This is a genomic window from Streptomyces sp. NPDC046349 (assembly GCF_055587885.1).
Genome location: NZ_JBVJFK010000002.1, coordinates 487168 through 506425, shown reverse-complemented (window position 1 = coordinate 506425; position 19258 = coordinate 487168). Strand labels below are relative to the sequence as shown.

Here is a 19258-nt window from a genome sequence, read left to right as displayed (position 1 = left end):
ATCCCTGGCGGACGGTAGGGTTTGTTATACGTTCGTGACATATGAATGTCGTACGGTCCTCCTACGGTCCTGCCGACAGGAGTGGACGGAAGGGGTGCCATGGCGATGGCCAGGGCGAGGAGCGAGGAGCGCCGCGGGGAGATCGTCCGCGCCGCCGTCGAGGTCATCGCGGAGCGCGGCTACCGGGGGGCGTCCCTGGGCGCGGTCGCGGAGCGCGTGGGCCTGACCCAGCAGGGGCTGCTGCACTACTTCCCGACCAAGGAGGCGCTGCTCGTCGCGGTGCTGGAGGAGCGCGACCGGTGGGACACGGGCGGCGGCTCGCGCGCCGCGGCGGACACCTGGCGCCTGGACCTGCTGGCTTCGCTGGTGGACTACAACGCGATGCGGCCGGGCATCGTGCAGACCTTCTCGGCGCTGCTGGGCGAGAGCGTCACCGACGGGCACCCGGCCCGGGAGTTCTTCACCGAGCGCTACGCACAGGTCCGGGCGGAGATGGCGGCGGTACTGCGGGCCGAGTTCGGCGACCGCCTGCCCTCGGGCCTCACCCCGGAGCAGGCGGCCCCCCTGCTGACGGCGGTCATGGACGGCCTCCAGTACCAGTGGCTGCTGGCCCCCGAGTCCGTCGACATGCCTGCCGCCTTCCGCGCCTTCCTGACCCTGCTGCGGGGCCGGGAAGGGGGTCGGGACCGCCCTTAGGGGGTGTCCGCGACCCGGCGGCTAGTCGATCCGGAGCTCGCCCATCCGGCTCCAGCCGGTCGCACCTTCGATGGTCGTGCTGACGATCTCGGGCGTACGGACCACCATCGGCCGCATGGTCTCCAGCGCGGCACCGAAGTGCTCGGAGGTGACGTGCGCTTCGGCGGCGTCGTCCTGGAAGGCCTCGACCAGCACGTAGGTGTTCGGCTCCTCCAGGCTGCGCGACCACTCGAACCACAGGTTTCCGGGTTCGGCGCGGGTGGCGCGCGTGAACGGCGCGACCTTGTCGGGCCACGCGTCGACGTATTCGGGCTTGACGGGGAATTTCACCACAATGAAGATCACACCGGCATTTTATGCAGGCTGATCCACACCGCGGGTGCACTCCGGGCCCGGGGCCCCGCCCCGGTCAGGAGCGCAAGGCGGAGAGGTCCCGGGCCGCGAGGTGCGGACGGGACGTCAGCGCGGCATGGACCGACTCCAGGATCGGCAGTGGCGCGTGGACCGTGGCCAGGGCCACGTCCTTCGCGGCCAGGGCGATCGGGAAGTGCGAGGCGTCCGCGTACGCCCGCGCCACCGCGCCCGCCAGCGGTCCGCGGGCCAGCTGCGCGCGGACGAGTTCCTCCGGCAGGCCCAGGGCTCCGCCCAGCCTCAGCGCCTCGGCCACCAGGGCCACACCGCCCACCGCCGAGGTGATCAGCACCAGCTTCAGCGCCGCGCCGGAACCGACCGGACCGCACACGGTGACCTCGCCGAGGGCGTCGAGGACCCGCCGGACCGGGGCGGGCAGCGGGTCGGCGCCCGCCAGCACCCACAACTCCCCCGCCGCCGCCCGGTCGACGCTGCCCATCACGGGCGCGTCGGTCAGCGTCACCCCCGCCGGCAGCCGCCCGGCGAGCTCCCGTACCGCCTCCGGCCCGACCGTCGAGGTGTCGATCCAGTGGACGCCGGGGCGCAGGGCCGGCAGCACGCTCTCCGCGACGGCCCGCAGGGCCGCCGGGTCGGCCAGCATGGTGACGACGAGGTCCGCGTCCCGGACCGCCCCGGCGGGCGTGGCGGCGACCGTGGCGCCGGCCTCCGCCAGCGGCCGCGCCTTCTCCGGCGTCCGGTTCCACACCGTCAACCCGTGTCCGAGGGACAGCAGGTGACGGGCCATCGGGGCGCCCATGTGGCCGAGGCCGAGGAATGCGATCTTCTGCGCGGTGTCCATGCCCACGACGCTAGGCCCACGCCATTCATGCGACAAGCGAATGTCTAGCATGGCTGCCATGCCGACTCCGCACAGCCTGTACGAGGTCTTCCTGCGCGTGGCCCGCCTCGCCTCCTTCACCGCCGCCGCCCGCTCCCTCGGCTACACCCAGTCCGCCGTCTCCCGGCAGATCCAGACCCTGGAGGACGAGTGGGGTGCCCCGCTCTTCGACCGCCTCCCGCGCGGCGTCCGCCTCACCGAGGCCGGCCGCGTCCTGCTCCCGCACGCCGAAGCCGTCGGCGAACGGCTGCGCACCGCCCGCGCCGAACTCGACGCGCTGCGCACGCTGGGCGCCGGGCGGCTGCGGATCGGCTCCTTCTCCACCGCGGACGCCGCGCTGCTGCCGCGCGCGCTGGCCGCCTTCCGGGCCCGGCATCCGGCCGTCTCGCTCACCCGTACCGAGGGTCCGTCCGCAAAGCACCTCGCCCTCCTCGCGACCGGGGAACTCGACCTCGCCGTCGTCGCCGACACCTCCGGGCGGCCGCCCCGGGACTGCACCCCGCACCACCTGCTCGACGAGCGGATGTACGTCGCCCTGCCGAGCGGGCACCGGCTCGCCGGACGCACCGGGCTGCGGCTGGCCGAACTGGCCGACGAGGAGTGGATCGCCGCCGGCACCCGTCCCGAGGAGACCCTCATGCACTCCGCACTGGCGAGCGGTTTCCGCCCCCGTACGGGCTTCGTCGCCGCGGACTGGATCGCCAAGCAGGGTTTCGTCGCGGCCGGGCTGGGCGTCACCCTCGTCCCGCAGCTCGCCGCCTCCTCCGTACGGCCCGACCTCGTGCTGGTCCCGCTGCACCCGGACGACACCCCGCGCCGCGGGGTCTACGCGGCAACCCCCCGCGGGACCGCCCCCTCACCGGCCGCCGCGGCCCTGCTGATCCTGCTGAAGGAGGCCGCGGAAGGGTTGGCATCCTGAGTCCGTGAAGATCGCCGCAGCACAGATGACGTGCGTCCCCGCCGATGTCCGGGCGAACGCCGCGCGGGCCGCCGCCCTCGCCGTGACGGCCCGTGAGCAGGGCGCCGCACTGGTGGTGTTCCCGGAGTTCACGCTCACCGGCTACGAGCCGGCCGCGCTGGCCGCCGACCCCGGCCTGTGGACCGCCGCCGACGACCCCCGGCTGGACCCGCTGCGCACCGCCGGGATCGCCACCGCCGTCAACGTGGCCCTGCCCGGGGAGGGCCCGCGGCCCGCCATCGCGACGCTGGTCCACGACGCGCACGGCGCGCACGTGACGACGTACCGCAAGCAGCACCTCTTCCGGCACGAGCAGGACGTCTTCGAGGCCGGCACGGCCGACGGGCGCTTCGAACTCCACGGGGTGCGCTTCTCACTCGGCGTCTGCTACGACAACCACTTCCCCGAACTGCCGGGCCGGGGCGCGGCCGACGGCTGCCGGGTCCACCTGGCGAGCTCCCTGTACGGGACCGGCGACGGGCTCCGCGAGCGCGCCACCGTGTACCCGGGGATCGCGGAACGGCACGGCCTGTACGTCGTCCTCGCCAACCACGTCGGCCCGGCGGGCCCGTGGACCGGCTGCGGCCGCTCGGCCGTGTGGGCCCCGGGCGGCGCCCTGCTCGCCGAGGCGGACGACCGGACCCCGTCGGTGGTGACCGCCGTGATCGGCACCGCCGTCTGACGGCGGGCGGGGTGTGTCAGGCGGGCTCGGGCACCGGCCGGCGGCGTCCCGGACGCGGGGTGCCGAGGTCCGGGAGCCGGGCGGCGTCCCCGCGGTCGGGCAGCAGTGCGGGCAGCACGACGGCGACGGCAGCCACCGCGTACACACAGGTCCACAGGGCCCAGCCGCCGGGCGGAGCCCAGTGCGCCGACGTCGCCACCCACGAACCCTTGGTGCCGACGGCGAACCGGCGCAGCGTCCAGTAGAAGGCCGACAGGTTCGCCAGCGCGAGGCCGACGACGGACAGGCCCACCAGCCGCCGCCAGGGCAAGCCGTGCTCCGGGGCGCGCGTGGCGCAGACGGCCAGGGCCATCAGCGGCAGCCCGACGGCGAAGGGCAGCAGGTAGCGGCCCTGCCACACCATGCCGATGCGCTCCGCCTGCGACGCCTGCGCGACCACCGGCACCATCACGACGGCCACCAGCATGCCGAGCACCGCCACCACGTCGCGCGCGCGGCCGTACACGAGCGCCAGCACGACGACGGTGGCGAGCACCGCCATCCACACCAGGTACATGAGGGCCGGAGCGGGGGTGTCCAGCCAGCCGAAGAAGCCGAGCATCTGCTTGATGTAGACCTCGGTGTTGCCGAGGGTCCTCTTCGCGGCGACGCCCGTGGTCAGCGAATCGGGGATGTCGATCTTCGAGTTGTCGGGGTGCCCCGCCGCCCAGAGCAGCGCGCCGGCGGTCGCCAGGCCCAGCAGTACCGTCCACAGCCACAGGGCCTTGCGGCGCAGCACCTGCCCCAGCAGCCCGCGCCGCTGCGCCAGCAGTAGGCAGAAGACGACCGCCCCGCCGAACCAGATCAGTCCGAGCGGCCGGATGTTGATCAGCACCAGGCCGCCGATGCCCAGCCGGGCCAGTCTGCGGTTCAGCAGCACGGGGTCGGGCGACAGGACGATCGACAGCAGGGCCGTCCACACCAGGATCCCGGCGGCGATCTCGCCGCCACTGGGGTTGACCATGCCGGACATGTACAGCGTCATCGGCGTGGCCGCGGCGAACACGCCGAGCATCACCGGCGCGCGCCGCCGCCATTCGGCGGCCGTGACCACCGCACTGGCCAGCAGCGCCGAGCAGAGCAGCGCCGACATGAGGCGCATGAGGTACAGCCCCTTGGGGCCGTCGGCCAGAAGGCTCGGCCAGCCGGTCGCCAGGTAGTAGCCCGGGTGGTAGCGGCCGGCCGCCGTGGTGGCCTGCGCGATCTTCTCGGAGTTGCCGAGCGAGGGGGCGCAGGACGCGGGCTGCGCCTCGCGCCACGAGTAGCACTCGTGCACCGTGGGCAGGTTGCGGTACCACTCCGGGAGCTGCACGCCGGTCTCGGCGAAGTGTCCCTCGATGCCCGCCACCGTGTGCGGGACCATCACCTCGGTCCCGCCGATCTGGCCCCTGGCGACGGCGGCGGCGCGGATGAAGTGCGCATGCTCGTCGGGGGAGCTGCCGAGGGGGCTGGCGGCCGCCCACGAGCCCGTGAGCGTGAGGAACAGAGCGAAGGAGATCAGCCAGAGCCGCTTGGGCGTCCTGGCCGACCAGTCGGCCAGCCGCGTCAGTGCGGAAGTCATCGGTCCCCCGGAGGTCATCGGATGAAGCCGAGCCAGCTCTGGTCGCCGTCCTTGGAGCACGTGCCGCCCGGCGCGTACTTCGGGCAGCTTCCGTCCCGCTCCGTGATGGTGTGCGAGACCCAGGGCAGGATCCGGTACGTGTTCTCCTTGGCCGGCATGTAGCGGTCGGCCATGGAGGAGGAGACGGTGCCGAGGAGCAGCAGCAGGGCGCACAGGGCCCCGATCACCGCGCCTTCGCGGCCCGGGAGGCCGGCGCCCGCCCTGCCGTCCGTGGGCTCGCCGTCCGGCCCGGTTCCGGCGTCGGGCTGCGGCCGGCGCGCGGCGATCCGCAGCGAGACCAGGTGGACGACCAGTGCGCACAGCAGCAGCCCGCAGTAGAGCAGCTGGTTGTTGGTGCGGGTGTAGAGCTGGACGGTCTGCGTCTCGTACATGTGCGAGGCGATGTACATGCGCATCACCCACGCGCTGATGAACATCGCCGCGATGGTGATCACCATCGGCTTGCGCATGCCCAGCCAGATCGCGGCACCCAGGCCGACGAAGGTGACCAGTGCGAACAGTCCGACGCCGCCGTACTCGCCGGGCAGCGGCCACTCGCCGACCTTGCCGGGCATGTCCGTGCGCCACATGAGGTAGTACGCCGGGTCGGTGAAGTTGTCGAACCGGAAGTTGTAGTCCTTGGTGGTCTGCCCCTCGGTCAGCATGACCATCAGGTAGCGCCCGGCGACCACGAGGAACGCCGCCAGGGAGGCGCCGAGGAAGGCCGCGCCCTTGATCCGGCCGAGGCGGCCGTCCCGCCACGGGAAGTACAGCAGTGCGGCGAACAGCACACCCGCCGCGCTCCACAGGAACCAGCCCGAGTAGGTGAGGAACATGACGCCGAGCAGCGCGCCGAACCCTGCGCCCTTGAGCAGGAGCGGCCGCCAGCCCTGCGTGCCGCTGCGGCCCAGCGACACCACCAGCGCGACCAGGACCGGGACCAGCACGACGAGGACGGTCTGGCTGTACGGCTTGTAGGCGTCGATCAGCGCGAAGGCGGGGGCCACGCCGAAGGCGAGGGCGCGGACCGGTCCGAGCAGCATGCGCCAGCAGAGGTAGACGAGCGGTCCGAACGCCGCGGCGCCGAGGATCTGGAGGTCCTTGAAGGCGTACGCCGTGTTGCCGCCACGGAACCACTCGGCGTAATAACCGAGGGTGTACAGGGGGGCCGGCGGGTAGACCGGCGAGCCGGAGGGGCGGCCGTTGGCCACCGCCTGGGCCCATTCGACGATGCGGCCGCTGTCGCCGTTGAGGCCGAACATCGGCCAGGGCGTCCCGTGAAGGGCGACAACCGCACCGGCAGCGACGAAGCCGCTGGCCAGGCCGGCGAGGGCGGCGGAGGCGAACCGGGCGGCCAGGTCGAAGTGCCGGCCACCCCGCAGCCGCACGGCCAGCGCCACCACGCCGATGAAGAGCAGACCTGTGAGCGCGAACCGCAACTGGATCGCGGCGAGGCCGCTGACCTGCGCGATCCGGTCCAGGGGGTTGAGCTTGAAGCCGCGGGCGAGCAGCGGGAGCACGAGTGCCGCGGCGAACGCGACGACGGCTTCGAGGAGCAGGAGCGTGCCGCGTGAGCCGATCCCCCGCCGGGCGGCCGGTATCGGGCGGGCGGGCGCGGCCGGTCCGCCCGGGGGCAGCACGGTCGCCATGCCCTCGGTACTGACTGTCACTGCTTGTGTCCCTACTGCTGGTCGGTCCTCGGCCCGGTGGCCGGTCGTGGCTCGGCAAGCCGCTGCGCGACTCCGGCCCCCCGCCGAAGCTCCGGGCCAGGGCGAACTCAAGGGCAGTGAGAGACAGCCTTGGCACTTGCTGCCATGCATACTACGGGCCCGCCATGGGAAGGCGGGGGCCCGGTGGCCCTAGGCCGAATCCGGAAGCAGGTGCTTCGTACCCCACTCTCCGAGCGCCTCCAGGGCCGCGTTCAGGTCCTGGCCCAGTGCGGTCAGGGAGTACTCGACGCGCGGCGGGACCTCGTCGTACACCTCGCGGTGCACGATGCCGTCGGTCTCCAGCTCGCGCAGCTGGGCGGCGAGCACCTTCTCGGAGACCCCGGCGACGAGTCGGCGCAGCTCGCCGAAGCGGCGCGGGCGCTGCTCCAGCTCCCACAAGAGCGACACCTTCCACTTGCCGTCGATCACGGACATCGCCGCGGCGATCCCGCAGTGATCCGCACCGGGCCTTCGTGTCACCGCCATCGCGCACCCTCCCATCTGCTCGCTCACCTCGGAGTAACCACCCACTCCGAAGTGCGTACTTGAGCACCGCGCTGCCTGCAACCAGGCTAAACGCCATGACCGACACCACACCGCGGAAATCGCTCACCCTGCTCGGACTCGGCGACATGGGCACCGCCCTCGCCCGTACCTGGCTCGCCGCCGGGCATTCCCTGACCGTCTGGAACCGCACCCCCGCCAAGGCCGGGCCGCTCGCCGCCGAGGGTGCCGTCGTCGCCCCGACCGCGGCTGCGGCGGTCGCGGCGAACGGGCTGGTCGTGACCTGCCTGCTGGACGACGCCAGCGTCCGCTCCACCCTGGACGGCATCGACCTGACCGGCAAGGACCTCGTCGACCTCACCACCGGCACGCCCGGGGAGGCCCGCGACCGGGCCGCCTGGGCAGAGGCCCGCGGCGCCCGGTACACGGACGGCGGGATCATGGCCACGCCCGACATGATCGGCGTACCGGAGGCCGGCGGATACGTCTTCTACAGCGGCTCGCGCGCCCTCTTCGACACCCACCGCAGGGCGCTGGAGGTCCCGGCCGCGGCCCGCTTCGTCGGGGAGGACCCCGGATACGCGGCCCTGCACGACGTGGCGCTGCTCAGCGCGATGTACGGGCTGTTCGCCGGCATCTCGCACGCCTACGCGCTGACCGAGGGCGAGAACATCGCCCCGAAGGACCTGGCGCCGCTGCTGTCCGAGTGGCTGGGCGCCATGGGCTTCTTCGTCGGCAACGCCGCCGAGCGGCTCACTTCGCGGGACTTCACCACCGGGGTCGTGTCCAACCTGGCCATGCAGGTCGCGGCGAGCGGCACCCTGCTGCGGACCGCCGAGGAGCAGGGGGTCAGCGCCGAGCTGATCTCCCCGTACCTGGATCTGATGCGCCGCCGGCTGACGGCGGACCCGGCCGCCCACGGCGGGGAGGACACGGCGGGGGCCCTCCTGCTCCTGACGAAGGGGCGTTGAAGGGCTGCCGCGCGCTTACGGGAACGCGGGCGGGGGCGGTCCGAAGCCGGCGGGTGCGGCCTCGGCGGCCGGGCTCTCGTCGGTGCGCATGAGGTCGCGCGCCATCAGCGTGGCCCCCGCCACCGCGCCGGGCATCAGGAGCACCGCGACGAGGGGCACCAGGAACGCCAGGACCAGCGGCACTCCGAAGCCCAGCACCAGCAGCCGCCGGGACCGCAGCAGTACCAGCCGCTCGGGCAGCTCCATCTTGCGGCGCTGGAGGGCCACGGAGGTGAGCTCCTGGGTCAGGAAGTAGCCGGAGACGCAGAACCCGAGCACCGGGACGACGGTCTGGCCGATCACCGGGACGAAGCCGAGGGCGAAGAGCACGATGCCGTACAGCACCACCCGTCCGAGCACCTTCACGCTGTCCCGGGCCGAGACCCACAGCTCCCGCCAGAGCGGGAGGCCGGACTGCGGGACGTCACCACCCTCGCTGAGGTCGACCTGCTCCGAGAGGGACTCGTAGAAGGGCTGGCCGATCAGCAGGGTGACGGCGGTGAAGGTGATCACCCCGAGGAAGAGCCCGAGGCCGAAGAACAGGGCGGTGAGGAAGCCGCGGAAGAGGCCGAGCCACGGGGCGGACCAGTCGTCGGCGAAGGGGGTCGCCCAGGCGGTCAGGTCGTCGGCGCCGTAGCCGAGCCCGACGAGGGCGCCGACGTAGAGGGCGAACGAGAGGAGCCCGGGCAGCAGCCCGAAGCCCAGCCACCGGCCATGACGCAACACCCATCGCTGTCCGGCCAGCAGGTACCGGAAGCCCCCCGCAAGATCGTGCATGGCGTCAGTCTACGGCGAAGGCCGCACCCCGATCGGGGTGCGGCCTCCGGCGTGCGGCTGCCGGATCAGACGGCGAGCTCGACGGTGATGTTGCCGCGGGTGGCCTTGGAGTAGGGGCAGACCTCGTGGGCCTTCTCGATGAGCTCCTTGGCGGTGGCCGCGTCCACGTTCGGGATCACGGCGGAGATCTTGACGATCAGGCCGAAGCCCTCGTCGTTCTTGCCGATCCCGACCTCGGCGGTGACCGTGGAGCCGGAGATGTCGGCGTTCACGTTCTTGGCGACGACGCCCAGGGCGCCCTGGAAGCAGGCGCTGTAGCCGGCGGCGAAGAGCTGCTCCGGGTTGGTGCCGGCGCCGGAGCCACCGAGCTCCTTGGGCGGGTTCACGACGACGTCGAGTCGGCCGTCGCTGGTGGCGACGCGGCCGTCGCGGCCGTTCTCGGCGGTGGCCACGGCGGTGTACGCGACGTCGGACTGCTGGATGGACATGAAGAATGTTCCTCCTGGTAATCGCCGCGACTCGCGCCCACGGTCACGACGGTTGTGGGGTGAGCCTAACCGGTGAAGGAAACGATCATCTTTCCGGTGTTCTCTCCGCGGAGCATGCCGAGGAAGGCGGAGGTGGCGTTCTCGACGCCCTCGACGACCGTCTCGTCGTAGCGCAGCTCACCGGAGCGCAGCCATCCGGCCACGTCCTGGACGAACTGCTGCTGCAGCCCGGCGTGGTCGTTGACGAGGATGCCCTGGAGTCGCAGCCGCTTGCCGATGACCTGCATCAGGTTGCGCGGGCCGGGGGCCGCCTCGGTGTCGTTGTAGTGGGCGATCGCGCCGCAGAGGGTGGCGCGGCCGTTCACGTTCATGGAGGAGATGGCGGCCTCGAGGTGGTCGCCGCCGACGTTGTCGAAGTAGACGTCGACGCCCTCGGGGGCGGCGGCGCGCAGCTGCTCGGCGACCGGACCGTTCTTGTAGTTGAAGGCGGCGTCGAAGCCGTACTTCTCCGTGAGGAGCGTCACCTTCTCGTCGGAGCCTGCGGAGCCGATCACCCGGGAGGCGCCCTTGATCTTCGCGAACTGGCCGACGAGGCCGCCGACCGCACCGGCGGCGCCGGAGACGAAGACGGAGTCGCCCTCCTTGAAGGAGGCGACCTCGAAGAGCCCGGCGTAGGCGGTCAGGCCCGGCATGCCGAGGACGCCGAGGTAGGTGGAGAGCGGGGCGAGGGAGGCGTCGACCTTGGTGGCGTGCTTCGCGTCGAGCTCCGCGTACTCGCGCCAGCCCAGGCCGTGCAGGACGTGGTCACCGACGGCGAAGCCCTCGGCGCCGGAGGCGACGACCTCGCCGACGGCGCCGCCGTCCATCGGGCGGTCGAGCTGGAAGGGCGGGATGTAGGACTTCACGTCGTTCATCCGGCCGCGCATGTACGGGTCCACGGACATGTGCAGGTTGCGCACGAGGATCCGGCCGGGGGCGGGCTCGGCGTCGACGGGCACCTCGCGCAGGGCGAAGTCCTCGGCGACGGGCCAGCCCTGCGGGCGACGGACGAGGTGCCACTCGCGGCTCACGGCGGGGATCTCAGACATTGCGGCGCTCCTGGTAAGGACGAATTGCTTCACTAGGTGAAACAACCATGCGCCTGGATATTTCATGTTGTCAAGTAAATGGGTACTCTGGATCCATGCCCAGTCGTCGTGTAGACCCAGTGACCGTCGAGGTCGTCGAACTCATCGGTGACGTCGTGAGCCGGTACCACATGGAATACGAGCACGCGGCCGCCAGCCACCAGCTGACCGGCGCCCAGGCCAAGGTGCTGAACCTGCTCTCGCTGGAGCCGACGCCCATGCGTCGCATCGCACAGAAGCTGCGGTGCGAGCCCTCGAACGTGACGGGCATCATCGACCGGCTGGAGAGCCGCGGTCTGGTGGAGCGCCGTCCGGATCCCGCCGACCGGCGGGTCAAGCTGGCCGCTCCCACCGAGGAGGGGCTGCAGACGGCGGAGCGGCTGCGCGAGTCGCTGGACTTCGCACGCGAGCCCCTGGCCGGGCTGTCGCCGGCGGAGCGGGCCGTGCTGCGGGACCTGCTCAAGCGGATGCTGGGCGGCTAGTCAGTCGCCCCAGCACAGCATGCCCAGGAAACCGCAGTCCTTGGTCTGCGTGGGCGCGGGCTTCGGCGGGGGCACGGGCGACTCCGTCGCGCTGCCGGAAGCACTCTGCGAGGGCTGCCCCGTCCCGCCCTGGACGGATTTCCCCGGGCCGGGGGTGCCTGACGCCTGCCCCGAGACCGTGGGCGCGGGGGCGGAGGGGGTCGGCCCGGACTGGGCCACGTCCCCGCTCGGCGTCCCGGTCCCGGATTTCTTCGTGGCCGCGACGGGTGCCTTCCGGGTGGCCTTCCCGGAGCCCGTGGGCGCCCCGGCCGTCGGTGCGCCCGACAGCGGCGCGGGATCCTGGGGCGCGTCGTCGATCAGGACGACGTCGGAGGCCCGGTCGGTGCGTTCCCCGTCGGCGGCCATGCCCGCCACCGTCAGGGAGCCCGCGGCGGCGAGCAGCACCCCGAGCGAGAGTGACACCACGGTGCGGCGGCGACGCCGGCTCGCGGCGCGGCGGCGGGCGCCGGACCTGCGCCCGTCGGGCGCGGAGAGCACCACGAGGGAGTCGGCGAACACATCCGCCAGGGCGGCCGGCGGATCGGCCGCCGGCCCCTCGAGGACGGGCGGCGCGGGCGGCCCGGCGGCGGGAGCGGCGGGTATCAGGTACTCGGCGGGCGTCCCGCATCCGGCGCACGCCAGCGCGCCGTTGAGATGCCTCCGGCAGGCGTGGCAATAGTTCATGGCGCCCGCAGGCTACGCGGTGCGCGGCAACATCCGGATCCCGAGAACGTAAGGATCCTGTGTGGAATCGTTCCCTCCATGACATCTTTCGGGCCGGTCGGGTTCCAGTTGGTGCTGTTGCGGCGGATGGCCGACTTCCAGCCGGACCTCGCCGACGAGGCCCGCCGCCGGCTGGGCGCCTCGCTCACGGACCAGCGGGAGGCGAACAAGCGCTGGCAGGCGATGCTGCGCTCGCCCCGGTCCCGCGGGGCGCTGGCCCGGTACCGCTCGGTGCTCGGGCCTCCGGAGTCCGCCGAGCACCGCACCATGGGCGACCTGGAGTGCGAGGCCCTGCTGTGGCCGCTGCCGCTCTGGCCGGACCTGCGCTTCGAGGTGCTGGCCGCGCCGGACGGGGCGGTGTGGAACGAGTGGCTCGTACGGGCCCCGGGCGCGCGGGGGCCCGTGCTGGAATCGCCGGACGACCTGCTGCCCTGGTCGGCGACGGTGGACGAGGTGGCGCGGGCCTTCGCACCGGCGCGCCCGATGGAGGACACCGCGCCGACGCGCTGGCGCCTCGCCTTCACCGCGCAGGGCCGGCCGTGCGTGGCGGAGTTCACCTACGGCCTGCTCCAGCGCGTCGGTCCTTAGGGTCCGGCGGGGCGCGTGCCCGGACCTGGTCGGTCGTCAGGCGTCACGGCAGGTGCCCCGGGCGGTGCGGGTTCTCCGGCGGACCCGCGACAGGGCGTACCCGGCCGTCACGTACCCCGCGCCCCCCGACGGGGGTCCCAGCGGGGCCAGGACCGGCAGGGCCGACGAGCCGCGCGGATCGCTCGTCGGCGGCCACCGGCTCTGACCCGGTACGGCATCGGCGCTTCCCCCTAGGAACGCGACGGCTTCCCCCACTGTCTCCCGTACTCCTTGAGCTGGACGTCAGCAGCGGTCGTCGCCCCTCGGGCGCGCCTAGGAGGTGAGGAAGGCCCGCACTCCGGCCGAGGTGCCGTCGTCGCCGAGCAGGTCGTTGTGCTGGAGGCAGCCGACCGGCGTGTTGACGGCCCCCACGAGCGGGACGCTGTCGTCGGGGTTGATCACCTCGTCACAGTCCGACCAGAAGGTCGCGTACTGCACCGTGCCCGGTGTCGGGTCCCCGCTGCCCAGGTTCTTCACCACGTACGACCCGGGGGTCATGTCCCGGCAGGCCTGGTCCCACAGGGCGCAGGCCCACGCGGTGGAGGTGCCCCGGTTGGGGCCGGCCAGTGAGACCCAGTGGTCCACGGTGGCCGCGCCCCCGCCGAACTTGACGTACCAGCGGCTCACCAGCGAGCCGAAGGAGTGCGCCACGACGTCGACCTTGGCGGCGCCGGTCTCGCGGCGGACCAGTTCGACGTAGGCGCCGAGCCGCCCGGCGAGGACCTCGTTGACGGACTGGTGGGTGTCGTAGCCGAAGGAGAAGAGCTCCGCGTCGGTGTACCCGTCGGCGCGCAGGTCGGCGCGGAGGCTTCCCCATACGCCCGGGTCGGCGTTGTACCCGTGGACGAAGACCACCGGACTGCGCGGTGATGCCCGGTCAGGGCCGGGGGCCGGACCCCGGTCGGACGCACGGGCCGCAGCGGGCGTCGTGAGCGACGCCAGGCAGAGCGCCAGGAGCGCGACCAGTCCCTGTCGAGCCGTCAGCATCGCTTCCCCCTTACCTTGTTACGCGCGAGTAGCGCGTGCAGTGCGGGCATGGTGCTGCCTGTCGGTACAGAAATCCACCCCCATGCAGCCGCGACACACCCACGGCCGGAGCATTCCAACGGGCGGATAGCCCCAAATGCCCGAGATGATATGTAAAGCGACCGGCACCTCCGCCGGTCCCTTTGCGTCAGCGCTCTCGGGAGGTTCCGCCGTGACCGTCAGTCTTGAGCAGTTGCGCCGCTGCCACGTCGCCGTCGACCTGGGGGCGGCCAGGACCCGCGTGTACGTCAAGGGCGCCGGCCTCGTGGTCGACGAGCCCAGCGTCGCCGCGGTCAACACGCGCACCGGCGCACTCATCGCCGTCGGAACCTTCGCCGAGCGGATGACCGGGCGCACGCCCGACTACATCAGGGTCGTGCGCCCCGTCTCCGGCGGCACCGTCGTCGACATCGAGATGGCCCAGCGAATGCTGCGCCACCTCCTCGGCGAGAAGCTGCGGCGCGCCCTGCGGCGCAAGCCGCGGCTGCGGGCCGCCGCCTGCACCCCGCACGACGCGGACCCGCTCGCACAGCGGGCGGCGGTGGAGACCCTGGTCGGGCTCGGGGCGCGGCGCGTAGAACTGGTCGACACCCTGATCGCGGCGGCCGTCGGCTGCGGACTGCCCGTGGAGCAGCCGACCGCGACGATGATCATGGTGTGCGGAGCCGCGGCCACCCAGGTCGCCGTCCTCTCCCTCGGTTCGATCGTCACCGCCCAGCGGATCCCCGTCGGCGGCGAGGCCATCGACCACGCCGTCGTGCAGCACCTGCGCCACGCGCACGAGCTGATGCTCCCCAGCCAGGCCGTCCGGCCGCTCCAACTGGCCCTGCACGGCAACGGCCTCACCTCGGAGGGGCCTGCCTCCACCCTCATCCACGGCCGTGACGTGGCCACCGGCCTGGCCCGTTCCGTCCACGTGGACACCGCGGCCGTGCGGGACGCCATCCACACCCCGCTGACCGCGGTCCTCGACGGAATCGGCAAGGTGCTGCGCGACTGCCCGCCCGACCTGGTGGCCGACCTGACGGACCGGGGAATCATGATGGTGGGCGGCAGCGCCCTGCTGCCGGGCCTGGACCAGATGCTGCGGGACGCCACCGGCATGCCCGTCGCCATCGCCGAACGGCCGGACGTGTGCGCCGTGATGGGCCTCGGCGCGATGCTCGAAGGGAAGATCGCCCCGATGGTCCTCAACCCGCTGGCCGGATGACGGACGAAGGGCCCGGGAGGCCCGCCGGACAGTCCGACGAGGACGCGGCGAGCCTCCCCGTGCTGCTGGAGGCCGTGCTGAGCGTCGGCTCCGAGCTGGAGCTGCGCGCCACCCTCCAGCACCTCGTGGATTCGGCGGCCGAGCTGTGCTCGGCCCGGTACGGCGCGCTCGGGATCCTCGACCCCGAGCGCGTCCTGGTGACCTCGCTGTTCACGGCCGGACTGACGGAGGAACAGCGGGCGGCCGTCCCCCACCTGCCCGACGGCCGCTCCGGCCTGCTCGGAGCCCTCGTCGAGGACCCGCGGCCGCTGCTCCTGGACGACCTCACCCAGGACCCCCGGGCCGTCGGCTTCCCGCCCGGCCACCCGCCCATGCGCAGCTTCCTCGGCGTCCCGATCCGGGTCCACAACGAGGTCTTCGGCAACCTCTACCTCACCGAGAAGCACGGCGGCGGCACCTTCGGCGAGGAGGACCTCGCCCTGGTGCGCGTCCTGGCCGCGCAGGCGGGCATAGCGATCGGCAACGCCAGGCTGTACGAGACGGCCCGCCGCCGGGAGCGCTGGATCGACGGGGCCTCCGCCGTGACCACGACCCTGCTGGCGGGCAGCACGGCGGCGGACGCCCTCATGTGCCTGGCCGAACGGGCCCGGCTGCTCGCCGACGCCGCGGCCGGGGTGGTGCTCCAGCCGACTCCCGAGGGCGGCATGGAGATCGTGGCCGCCTCCACCCAGGGGGATCCCGGCGACCTGGTGGGGACGGCGATCGCCCCCGGATCGCCGGTGCTGGAACAACTCCTCGGCGGCGAACCGGTCTTCATCGACGACTCGGCCACCGATCCCCGGATGACCACCCCCGTCCGGGTGCGGTTCGGGCCGAGCATGATGCTCCCGCTCCAGAGCGGAGGACGGCTGATCGGCACCCTGGCCCTTCCCCGCGCCCGGGGCGGCCCGGCGTACGACGCGGTGGACAGGCAGCTCGCCTCACAGTTCGCCTCCCAGGCGGCTCTGGCCCTCGTACTGGCGGACGCCCAGCACGACCGGGAGCAGCTCGCGGTGTACGAGGACCGCGACCGGATCGCCAGGGACCTGCACGACCTGGTGGTCCAGCGGCTCTTCGCCACCGAGATGATGCTGGAGAGCACCCGGCGGCGGGCCGCGAACGCCCCTTCCGGGGACACGGTCGGCGACGAACTCACCCACGCCGTCGACGAACTGGACTCCACCATCCAGGAGGTCCGCACCGCAATCTTCGCCCTCCAGCAGCCGCCGACCGACGCCCCGACCACCTTCCGGGGGCGGGTCCTGCGCGAGACGGGCGGCGCGGCGGTCCTGCTCGGCTTCCAGCCGTCGGTGCACTTCGCCGGCGCGGTGGACGCCCTGCTCCCGGCGGCCGTGGCGGACGACCTGATCACGGCGCTGCGCGGCGCCCTGGCCGCGGCGCACCGGCGCAGCCAGGTCACCTCGATCGAGGTGGTGGTGGACGCGTCCCCGGACCGGGTGCGCGTGACCGTGACGGACGACGGCCGTACGGAACCGGGTGCGCAGGGCACGACGGTGACGTGGGAGTCGGCGCTCTGACGCGTCGGCTCGGCGCGGGCCGGGCCGTCAGGGCCGTCCGGGCCGTCCGGCGGCGCGCAGGGCGATCCGGGTGTTGGACTGGGCGACCCCCGCCTCCCGCTTCAGCCGGCGCAGCAGCACGTCGAGGGCGGCCGGATCGGCGGCGCGGGCCCGTACGAGGTAGTCGTGCGCGCCGGTCACGTGGACGACCTCGGCGATCCCGGGGAGCTGCGCGGCCCGGCGCTCGAACTCCTCGTTGGTGGTGTCCTGGCGCAGGGTGACGTCGATGAAGACGACGAGACCGCCGGCGGTGTCGGCGGCCGGGTCCACCACGACGGTGAACCCGCGGATCACGCCGTCCCGGCGCATCCGCCGCACCCGGTCGGCGGTGGCGTTCGCACTGAGGCCGACGCGGACGCCGAGGTCCCGGTACGAGATCCGCGCATCCTGCTGCAGGATGCCGAGGATTTCCCTGTCGAGGCGGTCCATGCCGCGATTCTCGCAGTCCGTGCCGGTATTCGTGCTCGTACTTCGGGAGCGGGGGTCGACCCTCGCCCGTATGAGCGAACTGATGACACCGGCGCTGGCGGGCGCCGCCGCCGGTCTGGGCGTGGCGATGCCGATGGGCGCGATGAGCGTGCTGCTGCTCCAGGAGGCGATGCGGCACCGGCGGACGGCGATGGCCGCGGCCATGGGCATCGCGGTCGTCGACCTCGGCTACGCGGCCCTCGCCACCGCCGTAGGCCCCTGGGTGGCCTCCCACGTGTCCCCTGTCGAGGCGTGGGTCCGGCTGGCCTCGGCGGCGATCCTGCTGGCCATCGCGGCCCACGGGCTCTCCGGGGCCCGGCCGAAGGCGACGGCCCCACCCGTGCCGGACCCGGCGGTGCCGGACCCACCCGTGCCGGACCCGGCCGCGGCGGGCGCGACGCGGACCGCGACCGACCTGCGGCCGGCCAAGGCCTTCGCCCGCTACGTCGCCCTCACCGCCATCAACCCCACCACCGCCCTCTACTTCGCGGCCCTCACCACCGCCCAGGGCGGGGGCCTGCGCACCGGCCCCGCCGGGGCGGCCTTCCTCGCCGGCGTCGGCGCGGCCTCCCTCCTCTGGCAGCAGGGCCTCGTCGCCCTCGGCTCCCTCGCGGGCGCCCGCATCTCCGCCACCACCCGCGTCTGGACCTTCCGCCTGGGCTACGGCCTGGTCGCCGCCTACGCCGTGAAGATCGCCCTGCCGCTCCCCTGAGGGGCGTCCGCCCCGGCAAAGCATTTGCCCGAGCAGCGGGCGGCCTGGAGACTCGGGCCGTGACCATGGGGATCTCCGGTTTCGAACCGTCCTACCGGGTAGGGGTCGACGCCGCCCGGCAGGCACACGGTCCGCGCCTCGCGGCGCTCGCCGGCCGTCGGCTGACGGGCTTCGCCCTGGTGCGCTTCGCCGAGGACGGCGACCGGTACGCCGACCTCCCGGTGGTGCTGGACTTCGACGGCACCCGGCTGGAGGTCTGCCACCGCACGTTCGACGAACTCTCCCTCGGCTGGAACACGATCCGCACCTCGGCGGCCATCACGGGCTGGGAGTGGTCCGAGCTGACGCCGCGATGGTCCGACCGCGATGAACGCCTCGAAGCGTTCGTCGGCCGTCGGCTGCTCGGCGCCGCGCTACTCGAATGGCGGCCGACGGACCGTGACCTGGCGGCCGGAACCGTCGCGCTGGAGTTCGTCTTCGAACCGGAGCGCCTGCGGATCGTCAACGGCCTCGACGAGAACGGCATCGAAGTCGGCCCGACCCCGCCGGAATGGGTCCGGCACGATCTGACGCCCTGACTCTGTTCATGAGATCGTCACACGCCCGGCCCCGGGGATGCGCGATGGTGGCCCGGTGGACGGTGAAGTTGCGTGGGTGCGGTCGTGACGTGGTCGACGGGGCTGCTCGGGTTCGCCGCCGGGCTGCTGATATCCGCGGTCACCGCGCCCGTGGGGGTCTCCGGAGCGGTCTTCCTGCTGCCCGTGCAGGTCAGCGTCCTGGGAGTGCCGAGCCCGGCGGTGACACCGACCAACCTCCTCTACAACGTCGTGGCCGGACCCGGGGCCCTGCTGCGCCACCACAGGACGGGAAGGCTGAAGGGGCCGCTCACCCGGACGCTCATCGCCGGGACCGTGCCCGGTGTCGTCCTCGGCGCGGTGATCCGCGTGTTCGCCGTGCCCGGGCCGCGCGTCTTCCGCCTGCTCGTCGCCGCCCTGCTGCTGCCCCTCGGGCTGTGGCTGCTGCTGCGTACGCTGCGCCCGGCGCCGGCCCGCCAGCCCCGCCCGCCCTCCGCCCGCGGCACGACGGCACTGGCCCTGACTGTCGGCGTGGCCGGCGGCGTCTACGGGATCGGCGGCGGCTCCCTGCTCGGCCCCGTCCTGGTCGGCCGCGGGTCGCCGGTCGCCGTCGTCGCGCCCGCCGCCCTGGCAGCCACCTTCGTCACCTCGGTCGTCGGCGCGGTCACCTACGCGCTGCTCTCCCTGGCCACCACCGGCGACGTCGCCCCGGACTGGTACCTCGGGGTGTCCTGCGGGGCCGGCGGCCTGCTCGGCGGACACATCGGCGCTCGGCTCCAGCCCCGCCTCCCCGAGACCGCGCTCCGGCTGCTCCTGGCCATCCTGGCCGCTGGCGTCGGCGCACTGTACGCCGTCCAGTTGCCGGCCTGACGCGCCGCGGCGGCCGGCGACCACCGCCGAAGTCCTGTCACCCGTACGGGAATTCGACCTCAGCCCCTAGG

The 19258-nt window shown here is 73.2% G+C and carries 22 protein-coding genes; 11 read left to right on the top strand and 11 right to left on the bottom strand.

Going from position 1 to position 19258, the window contains the following annotated elements:
* Window positions 1-105 precede the first annotated feature (105 nt).
* A complete protein-coding gene (locus ACZ6JS_RS05955; protein WP_469296420.1) occupies window positions 106-696 on the top strand; it encodes a TetR/AcrR family transcriptional regulator in 591 nt (196 codons plus the stop codon).
* 21 nt (window positions 697-717) lie between these two features.
* Here ACZ6JS_RS05955 and ACZ6JS_RS05950 read toward each other — a convergent pair whose 3' ends face one another.
* A complete protein-coding gene (locus ACZ6JS_RS05950) occupies window positions 718-1041 on the bottom strand; it encodes a putative quinol monooxygenase (protein WP_469296071.1) in 324 nt (107 codons plus the stop codon).
* Between the two features lie 64 nt (window positions 1042-1105).
* On the bottom strand, window positions 1106-1906 hold the full coding sequence (locus ACZ6JS_RS05945) for an NAD(P)-dependent oxidoreductase (protein WP_469296069.1): 801 nt from the start codon (window positions 1904-1906) through the stop codon (window positions 1106-1108).
* A 49-nt stretch (window positions 1907-1955) separates the two neighbouring features.
* On the opposite strand from ACZ6JS_RS05945, the gene ACZ6JS_RS05940 reads away from it, so the two are divergent.
* Window positions 1956-2864, top strand: coding sequence for a LysR family transcriptional regulator (locus ACZ6JS_RS05940; RefSeq protein WP_469296068.1), 909 nt, complete (start codon window positions 1956-1958; stop codon window positions 2862-2864).
* 4 nt (window positions 2865-2868) lie between these two features.
* Window positions 2869-3585, top strand: a complete 717-nt coding sequence (locus ACZ6JS_RS05935; protein ID WP_469296066.1) for a carbon-nitrogen hydrolase family protein — start codon at window positions 2869-2871, stop codon at window positions 3583-3585.
* A 16-nt stretch (window positions 3586-3601) separates the two neighbouring features.
* On the opposite strand, the gene ACZ6JS_RS05930 is transcribed toward ACZ6JS_RS05935, so the two are convergent.
* The 3 genes from ACZ6JS_RS05930 to ACZ6JS_RS05920 all read right to left on the bottom strand — a co-directional run bounded on the left by ACZ6JS_RS05930 (window position 3602) and on the right by ACZ6JS_RS05920 (window position 7419).
* Window positions 3602-5185 carry a DUF2142 domain-containing protein gene (locus ACZ6JS_RS05930; protein WP_469296064.1) on the bottom strand — a complete coding sequence of 528 codons (1584 nt, stop codon included), beginning with the start codon at window positions 5183-5185 and terminating at the stop codon, window positions 3602-3604.
* A 14-nt stretch (window positions 5186-5199) separates the two neighbouring features.
* Window positions 5200-6894, bottom strand: a complete 1695-nt coding sequence (locus tag ACZ6JS_RS05925) for a hypothetical protein (protein WP_469296063.1) — start codon at window positions 6892-6894, stop codon at window positions 5200-5202.
* 189 nt (window positions 6895-7083) lie between these two features.
* Window positions 7084-7419, bottom strand: coding sequence for a winged helix-turn-helix transcriptional regulator (locus ACZ6JS_RS05920; protein WP_469296061.1), 336 nt, complete (start codon window positions 7417-7419; stop codon window positions 7084-7086).
* A 95-nt stretch (window positions 7420-7514) separates the two neighbouring features.
* Between ACZ6JS_RS05920 and ACZ6JS_RS05915 the strand changes: the two genes are divergently transcribed.
* The gene (locus ACZ6JS_RS05915) at window positions 7515-8408 is read left to right on the top strand and encodes an NAD(P)-dependent oxidoreductase (RefSeq protein ID WP_469296060.1); all 894 of its coding nucleotides are present in this window, start codon (window positions 7515-7517) and stop codon (window positions 8406-8408) included.
* 15 nt (window positions 8409-8423) lie between these two features.
* Here ACZ6JS_RS05915 and ACZ6JS_RS05910 read toward each other — a convergent pair whose 3' ends face one another.
* The 3 genes from ACZ6JS_RS05910 to ACZ6JS_RS05900 all read right to left on the bottom strand — a co-directional run bounded on the left by ACZ6JS_RS05910 (window position 8424) and on the right by ACZ6JS_RS05900 (window position 10800).
* Entirely contained in the window at window positions 8424-9224 is an 801-nt protein-coding gene (locus ACZ6JS_RS05910; RefSeq protein ID WP_469296058.1) for an EI24 domain-containing protein, read from the bottom strand.
* Between the two features lie 65 nt (window positions 9225-9289).
* Window positions 9290-9712, bottom strand: coding sequence for an organic hydroperoxide resistance protein (locus ACZ6JS_RS05905; protein ID WP_030027707.1), 423 nt, complete (start codon window positions 9710-9712; stop codon window positions 9290-9292).
* Window positions 9713-9777: 65 nt separating this feature from the next.
* Window positions 9778-10800, bottom strand: a complete 1023-nt coding sequence (locus ACZ6JS_RS05900) for an NADP-dependent oxidoreductase (protein WP_469296056.1) — start codon at window positions 10798-10800, stop codon at window positions 9778-9780.
* A 95-nt stretch (window positions 10801-10895) separates the two neighbouring features.
* Between ACZ6JS_RS05900 and ACZ6JS_RS05895 the strand changes: the two genes are divergently transcribed.
* Window positions 10896-11321 carry a MarR family winged helix-turn-helix transcriptional regulator gene (locus ACZ6JS_RS05895; RefSeq protein WP_031145892.1) on the top strand — a complete coding sequence of 142 codons (426 nt, stop codon included), beginning with the start codon at window positions 10896-10898 and terminating at the stop codon, window positions 11319-11321.
* Here the strand turns inward: ACZ6JS_RS05895 and ACZ6JS_RS05890 are convergent, their stop codons facing one another.
* Window positions 11322-12044, bottom strand: a complete 723-nt coding sequence (locus tag ACZ6JS_RS05890) for an SCO2400 family protein (protein ID WP_469296054.1) — start codon at window positions 12042-12044, stop codon at window positions 11322-11324.
* A 78-nt stretch (window positions 12045-12122) separates the two neighbouring features.
* Here ACZ6JS_RS05890 and ACZ6JS_RS05885 point away from each other — a divergent pair, with 78 nt between their 5' ends.
* Window positions 12123-12671 carry a hypothetical protein gene (locus ACZ6JS_RS05885; protein WP_469296052.1) on the top strand — a complete coding sequence of 183 codons (549 nt, stop codon included), beginning with the start codon at window positions 12123-12125 and terminating at the stop codon, window positions 12669-12671.
* Window positions 12672-12983: 312 nt separating this feature from the next.
* Here ACZ6JS_RS05885 and ACZ6JS_RS05880 read toward each other — a convergent pair whose 3' ends face one another.
* The gene (locus ACZ6JS_RS05880) at window positions 12984-13697 is read right to left on the bottom strand and encodes an esterase/lipase family protein (RefSeq protein WP_469296050.1); all 714 of its coding nucleotides are present in this window, start codon (window positions 13695-13697) and stop codon (window positions 12984-12986) included.
* A gap of 211 nt (window positions 13698-13908) precedes the next feature.
* Between ACZ6JS_RS05880 and ACZ6JS_RS05875 the strand changes: the two genes are divergently transcribed.
* Window positions 13909-14946 (top strand): rod shape-determining protein, encoded by a 1038-nt coding sequence (locus tag ACZ6JS_RS05875; RefSeq protein WP_030841144.1) that lies wholly within the window; start codon window positions 13909-13911, stop codon window positions 14944-14946.
* Window positions 14943-16523, top strand: coding sequence for a sensor histidine kinase (locus ACZ6JS_RS05870; protein WP_469296048.1), 1581 nt, complete (start codon window positions 14943-14945; stop codon window positions 16521-16523). The genes ACZ6JS_RS05875 and ACZ6JS_RS05870 overlap by 4 nt, the downstream gene beginning before the upstream one ends.
* 27 nt (window positions 16524-16550) lie before the next feature.
* On the opposite strand, the gene ACZ6JS_RS05865 is transcribed toward ACZ6JS_RS05870, so the two are convergent.
* Entirely contained in the window at window positions 16551-16991 is a 441-nt protein-coding gene (locus ACZ6JS_RS05865) for an Lrp/AsnC family transcriptional regulator (protein WP_469296047.1), read from the bottom strand.
* Window positions 16992-17061: 70 nt separating this feature from the next.
* On the opposite strand from ACZ6JS_RS05865, the gene ACZ6JS_RS05860 reads away from it, so the two are divergent.
* The 3 genes from ACZ6JS_RS05860 to ACZ6JS_RS05850 all read left to right on the top strand — a co-directional run bounded on the left by ACZ6JS_RS05860 (window position 17062) and on the right by ACZ6JS_RS05850 (window position 19187).
* A complete protein-coding gene (locus ACZ6JS_RS05860; RefSeq protein WP_469296045.1) occupies window positions 17062-17742 on the top strand; it encodes a LysE family transporter in 681 nt (226 codons plus the stop codon).
* Window positions 17743-17807: 65 nt separating this feature from the next.
* A complete protein-coding gene (locus ACZ6JS_RS05855; RefSeq protein WP_469296418.1) occupies window positions 17808-18320 on the top strand; it encodes a hypothetical protein in 513 nt (170 codons plus the stop codon).
* Between the two features lie 84 nt (window positions 18321-18404).
* Complete coding sequence (locus ACZ6JS_RS05850) at window positions 18405-19187, top strand: TSUP family transporter (RefSeq protein WP_469296043.1); 783 nt, start codon at window positions 18405-18407, stop codon at window positions 19185-19187.
* The last annotated feature ends 71 nt before the right edge of the window (window positions 19188-19258 follow it).

What these genes read in the sequence shown, in the direction of transcription:
- ACZ6JS_RS05945 (WP_469296069.1), bottom strand. Translation starts at nt 1,906, where the DNA reads ATGGACACCGCGCAGAAGATCGCATTCCTCGGCCTCGGCCACATGGGC.
- ACZ6JS_RS05930 (WP_469296064.1), bottom strand. Translation starts at nt 5,185, where the DNA reads ATGACTTCCGCACTGACGCGGCTGGCCGACTGGTCGGCCAGGACGCCC.
- ACZ6JS_RS05885 (WP_469296052.1), top strand. Translation starts at nt 12,123, where the DNA reads ATGACATCTTTCGGGCCGGTCGGGTTCCAGTTGGTGCTGTTGCGGCGG.
- ACZ6JS_RS05895 (WP_031145892.1), top strand. Translation starts at nt 10,896, where the DNA reads ATGCCCAGTCGTCGTGTAGACCCAGTGACCGTCGAGGTCGTCGAACTC.
- ACZ6JS_RS05905 (WP_030027707.1), bottom strand. Translation starts at nt 9,712, where the DNA reads ATGTCCATCCAGCAGTCCGACGTCGCGTACACCGCCGTGGCCACCGCC.
- ACZ6JS_RS05855 (WP_469296418.1), top strand. Translation starts at nt 17,808, where the DNA reads ATGGGGATCTCCGGTTTCGAACCGTCCTACCGGGTAGGGGTCGACGCC.
- ACZ6JS_RS05900 (WP_469296056.1), bottom strand. Translation starts at nt 10,800, where the DNA reads ATGTCTGAGATCCCCGCCGTGAGCCGCGAGTGGCACCTCGTCCGTCGC.
- ACZ6JS_RS05915 (WP_469296060.1), top strand. Translation starts at nt 7,515, where the DNA reads ATGACCGACACCACACCGCGGAAATCGCTCACCCTGCTCGGACTCGGC.
- ACZ6JS_RS05865 (WP_469296047.1), bottom strand. Translation starts at nt 16,991, where the DNA reads ATGGACCGCCTCGACAGGGAAATCCTCGGCATCCTGCAGCAGGATGCG.
- ACZ6JS_RS05940 (WP_469296068.1), top strand. Translation starts at nt 1,956, where the DNA reads ATGGCTGCCATGCCGACTCCGCACAGCCTGTACGAGGTCTTCCTGCGC.
- ACZ6JS_RS05890 (WP_469296054.1), bottom strand. Translation starts at nt 12,044, where the DNA reads ATGAACTATTGCCACGCCTGCCGGAGGCATCTCAACGGCGCGCTGGCG.
- ACZ6JS_RS05955 (WP_469296420.1), top strand. Translation starts at nt 106, where the DNA reads ATGGCCAGGGCGAGGAGCGAGGAGCGCCGCGGGGAGATCGTCCGCGCC.
- ACZ6JS_RS05910 (WP_469296058.1), bottom strand. Translation starts at nt 9,224, where the DNA reads ATGCACGATCTTGCGGGGGGCTTCCGGTACCTGCTGGCCGGACAGCGA.
- ACZ6JS_RS05920 (WP_469296061.1), bottom strand. Translation starts at nt 7,419, where the DNA reads ATGGCGGTGACACGAAGGCCCGGTGCGGATCACTGCGGGATCGCCGCG.
- ACZ6JS_RS05870 (WP_469296048.1), top strand. Translation starts at nt 14,943, where the DNA reads ATGACGGACGAAGGGCCCGGGAGGCCCGCCGGACAGTCCGACGAGGAC.
- ACZ6JS_RS05880 (WP_469296050.1), bottom strand. Translation starts at nt 13,697, where the DNA reads ATGCTGACGGCTCGACAGGGACTGGTCGCGCTCCTGGCGCTCTGCCTG.
- ACZ6JS_RS05860 (WP_469296045.1), top strand. Translation starts at nt 17,062, where the DNA reads ATGAGCGAACTGATGACACCGGCGCTGGCGGGCGCCGCCGCCGGTCTG.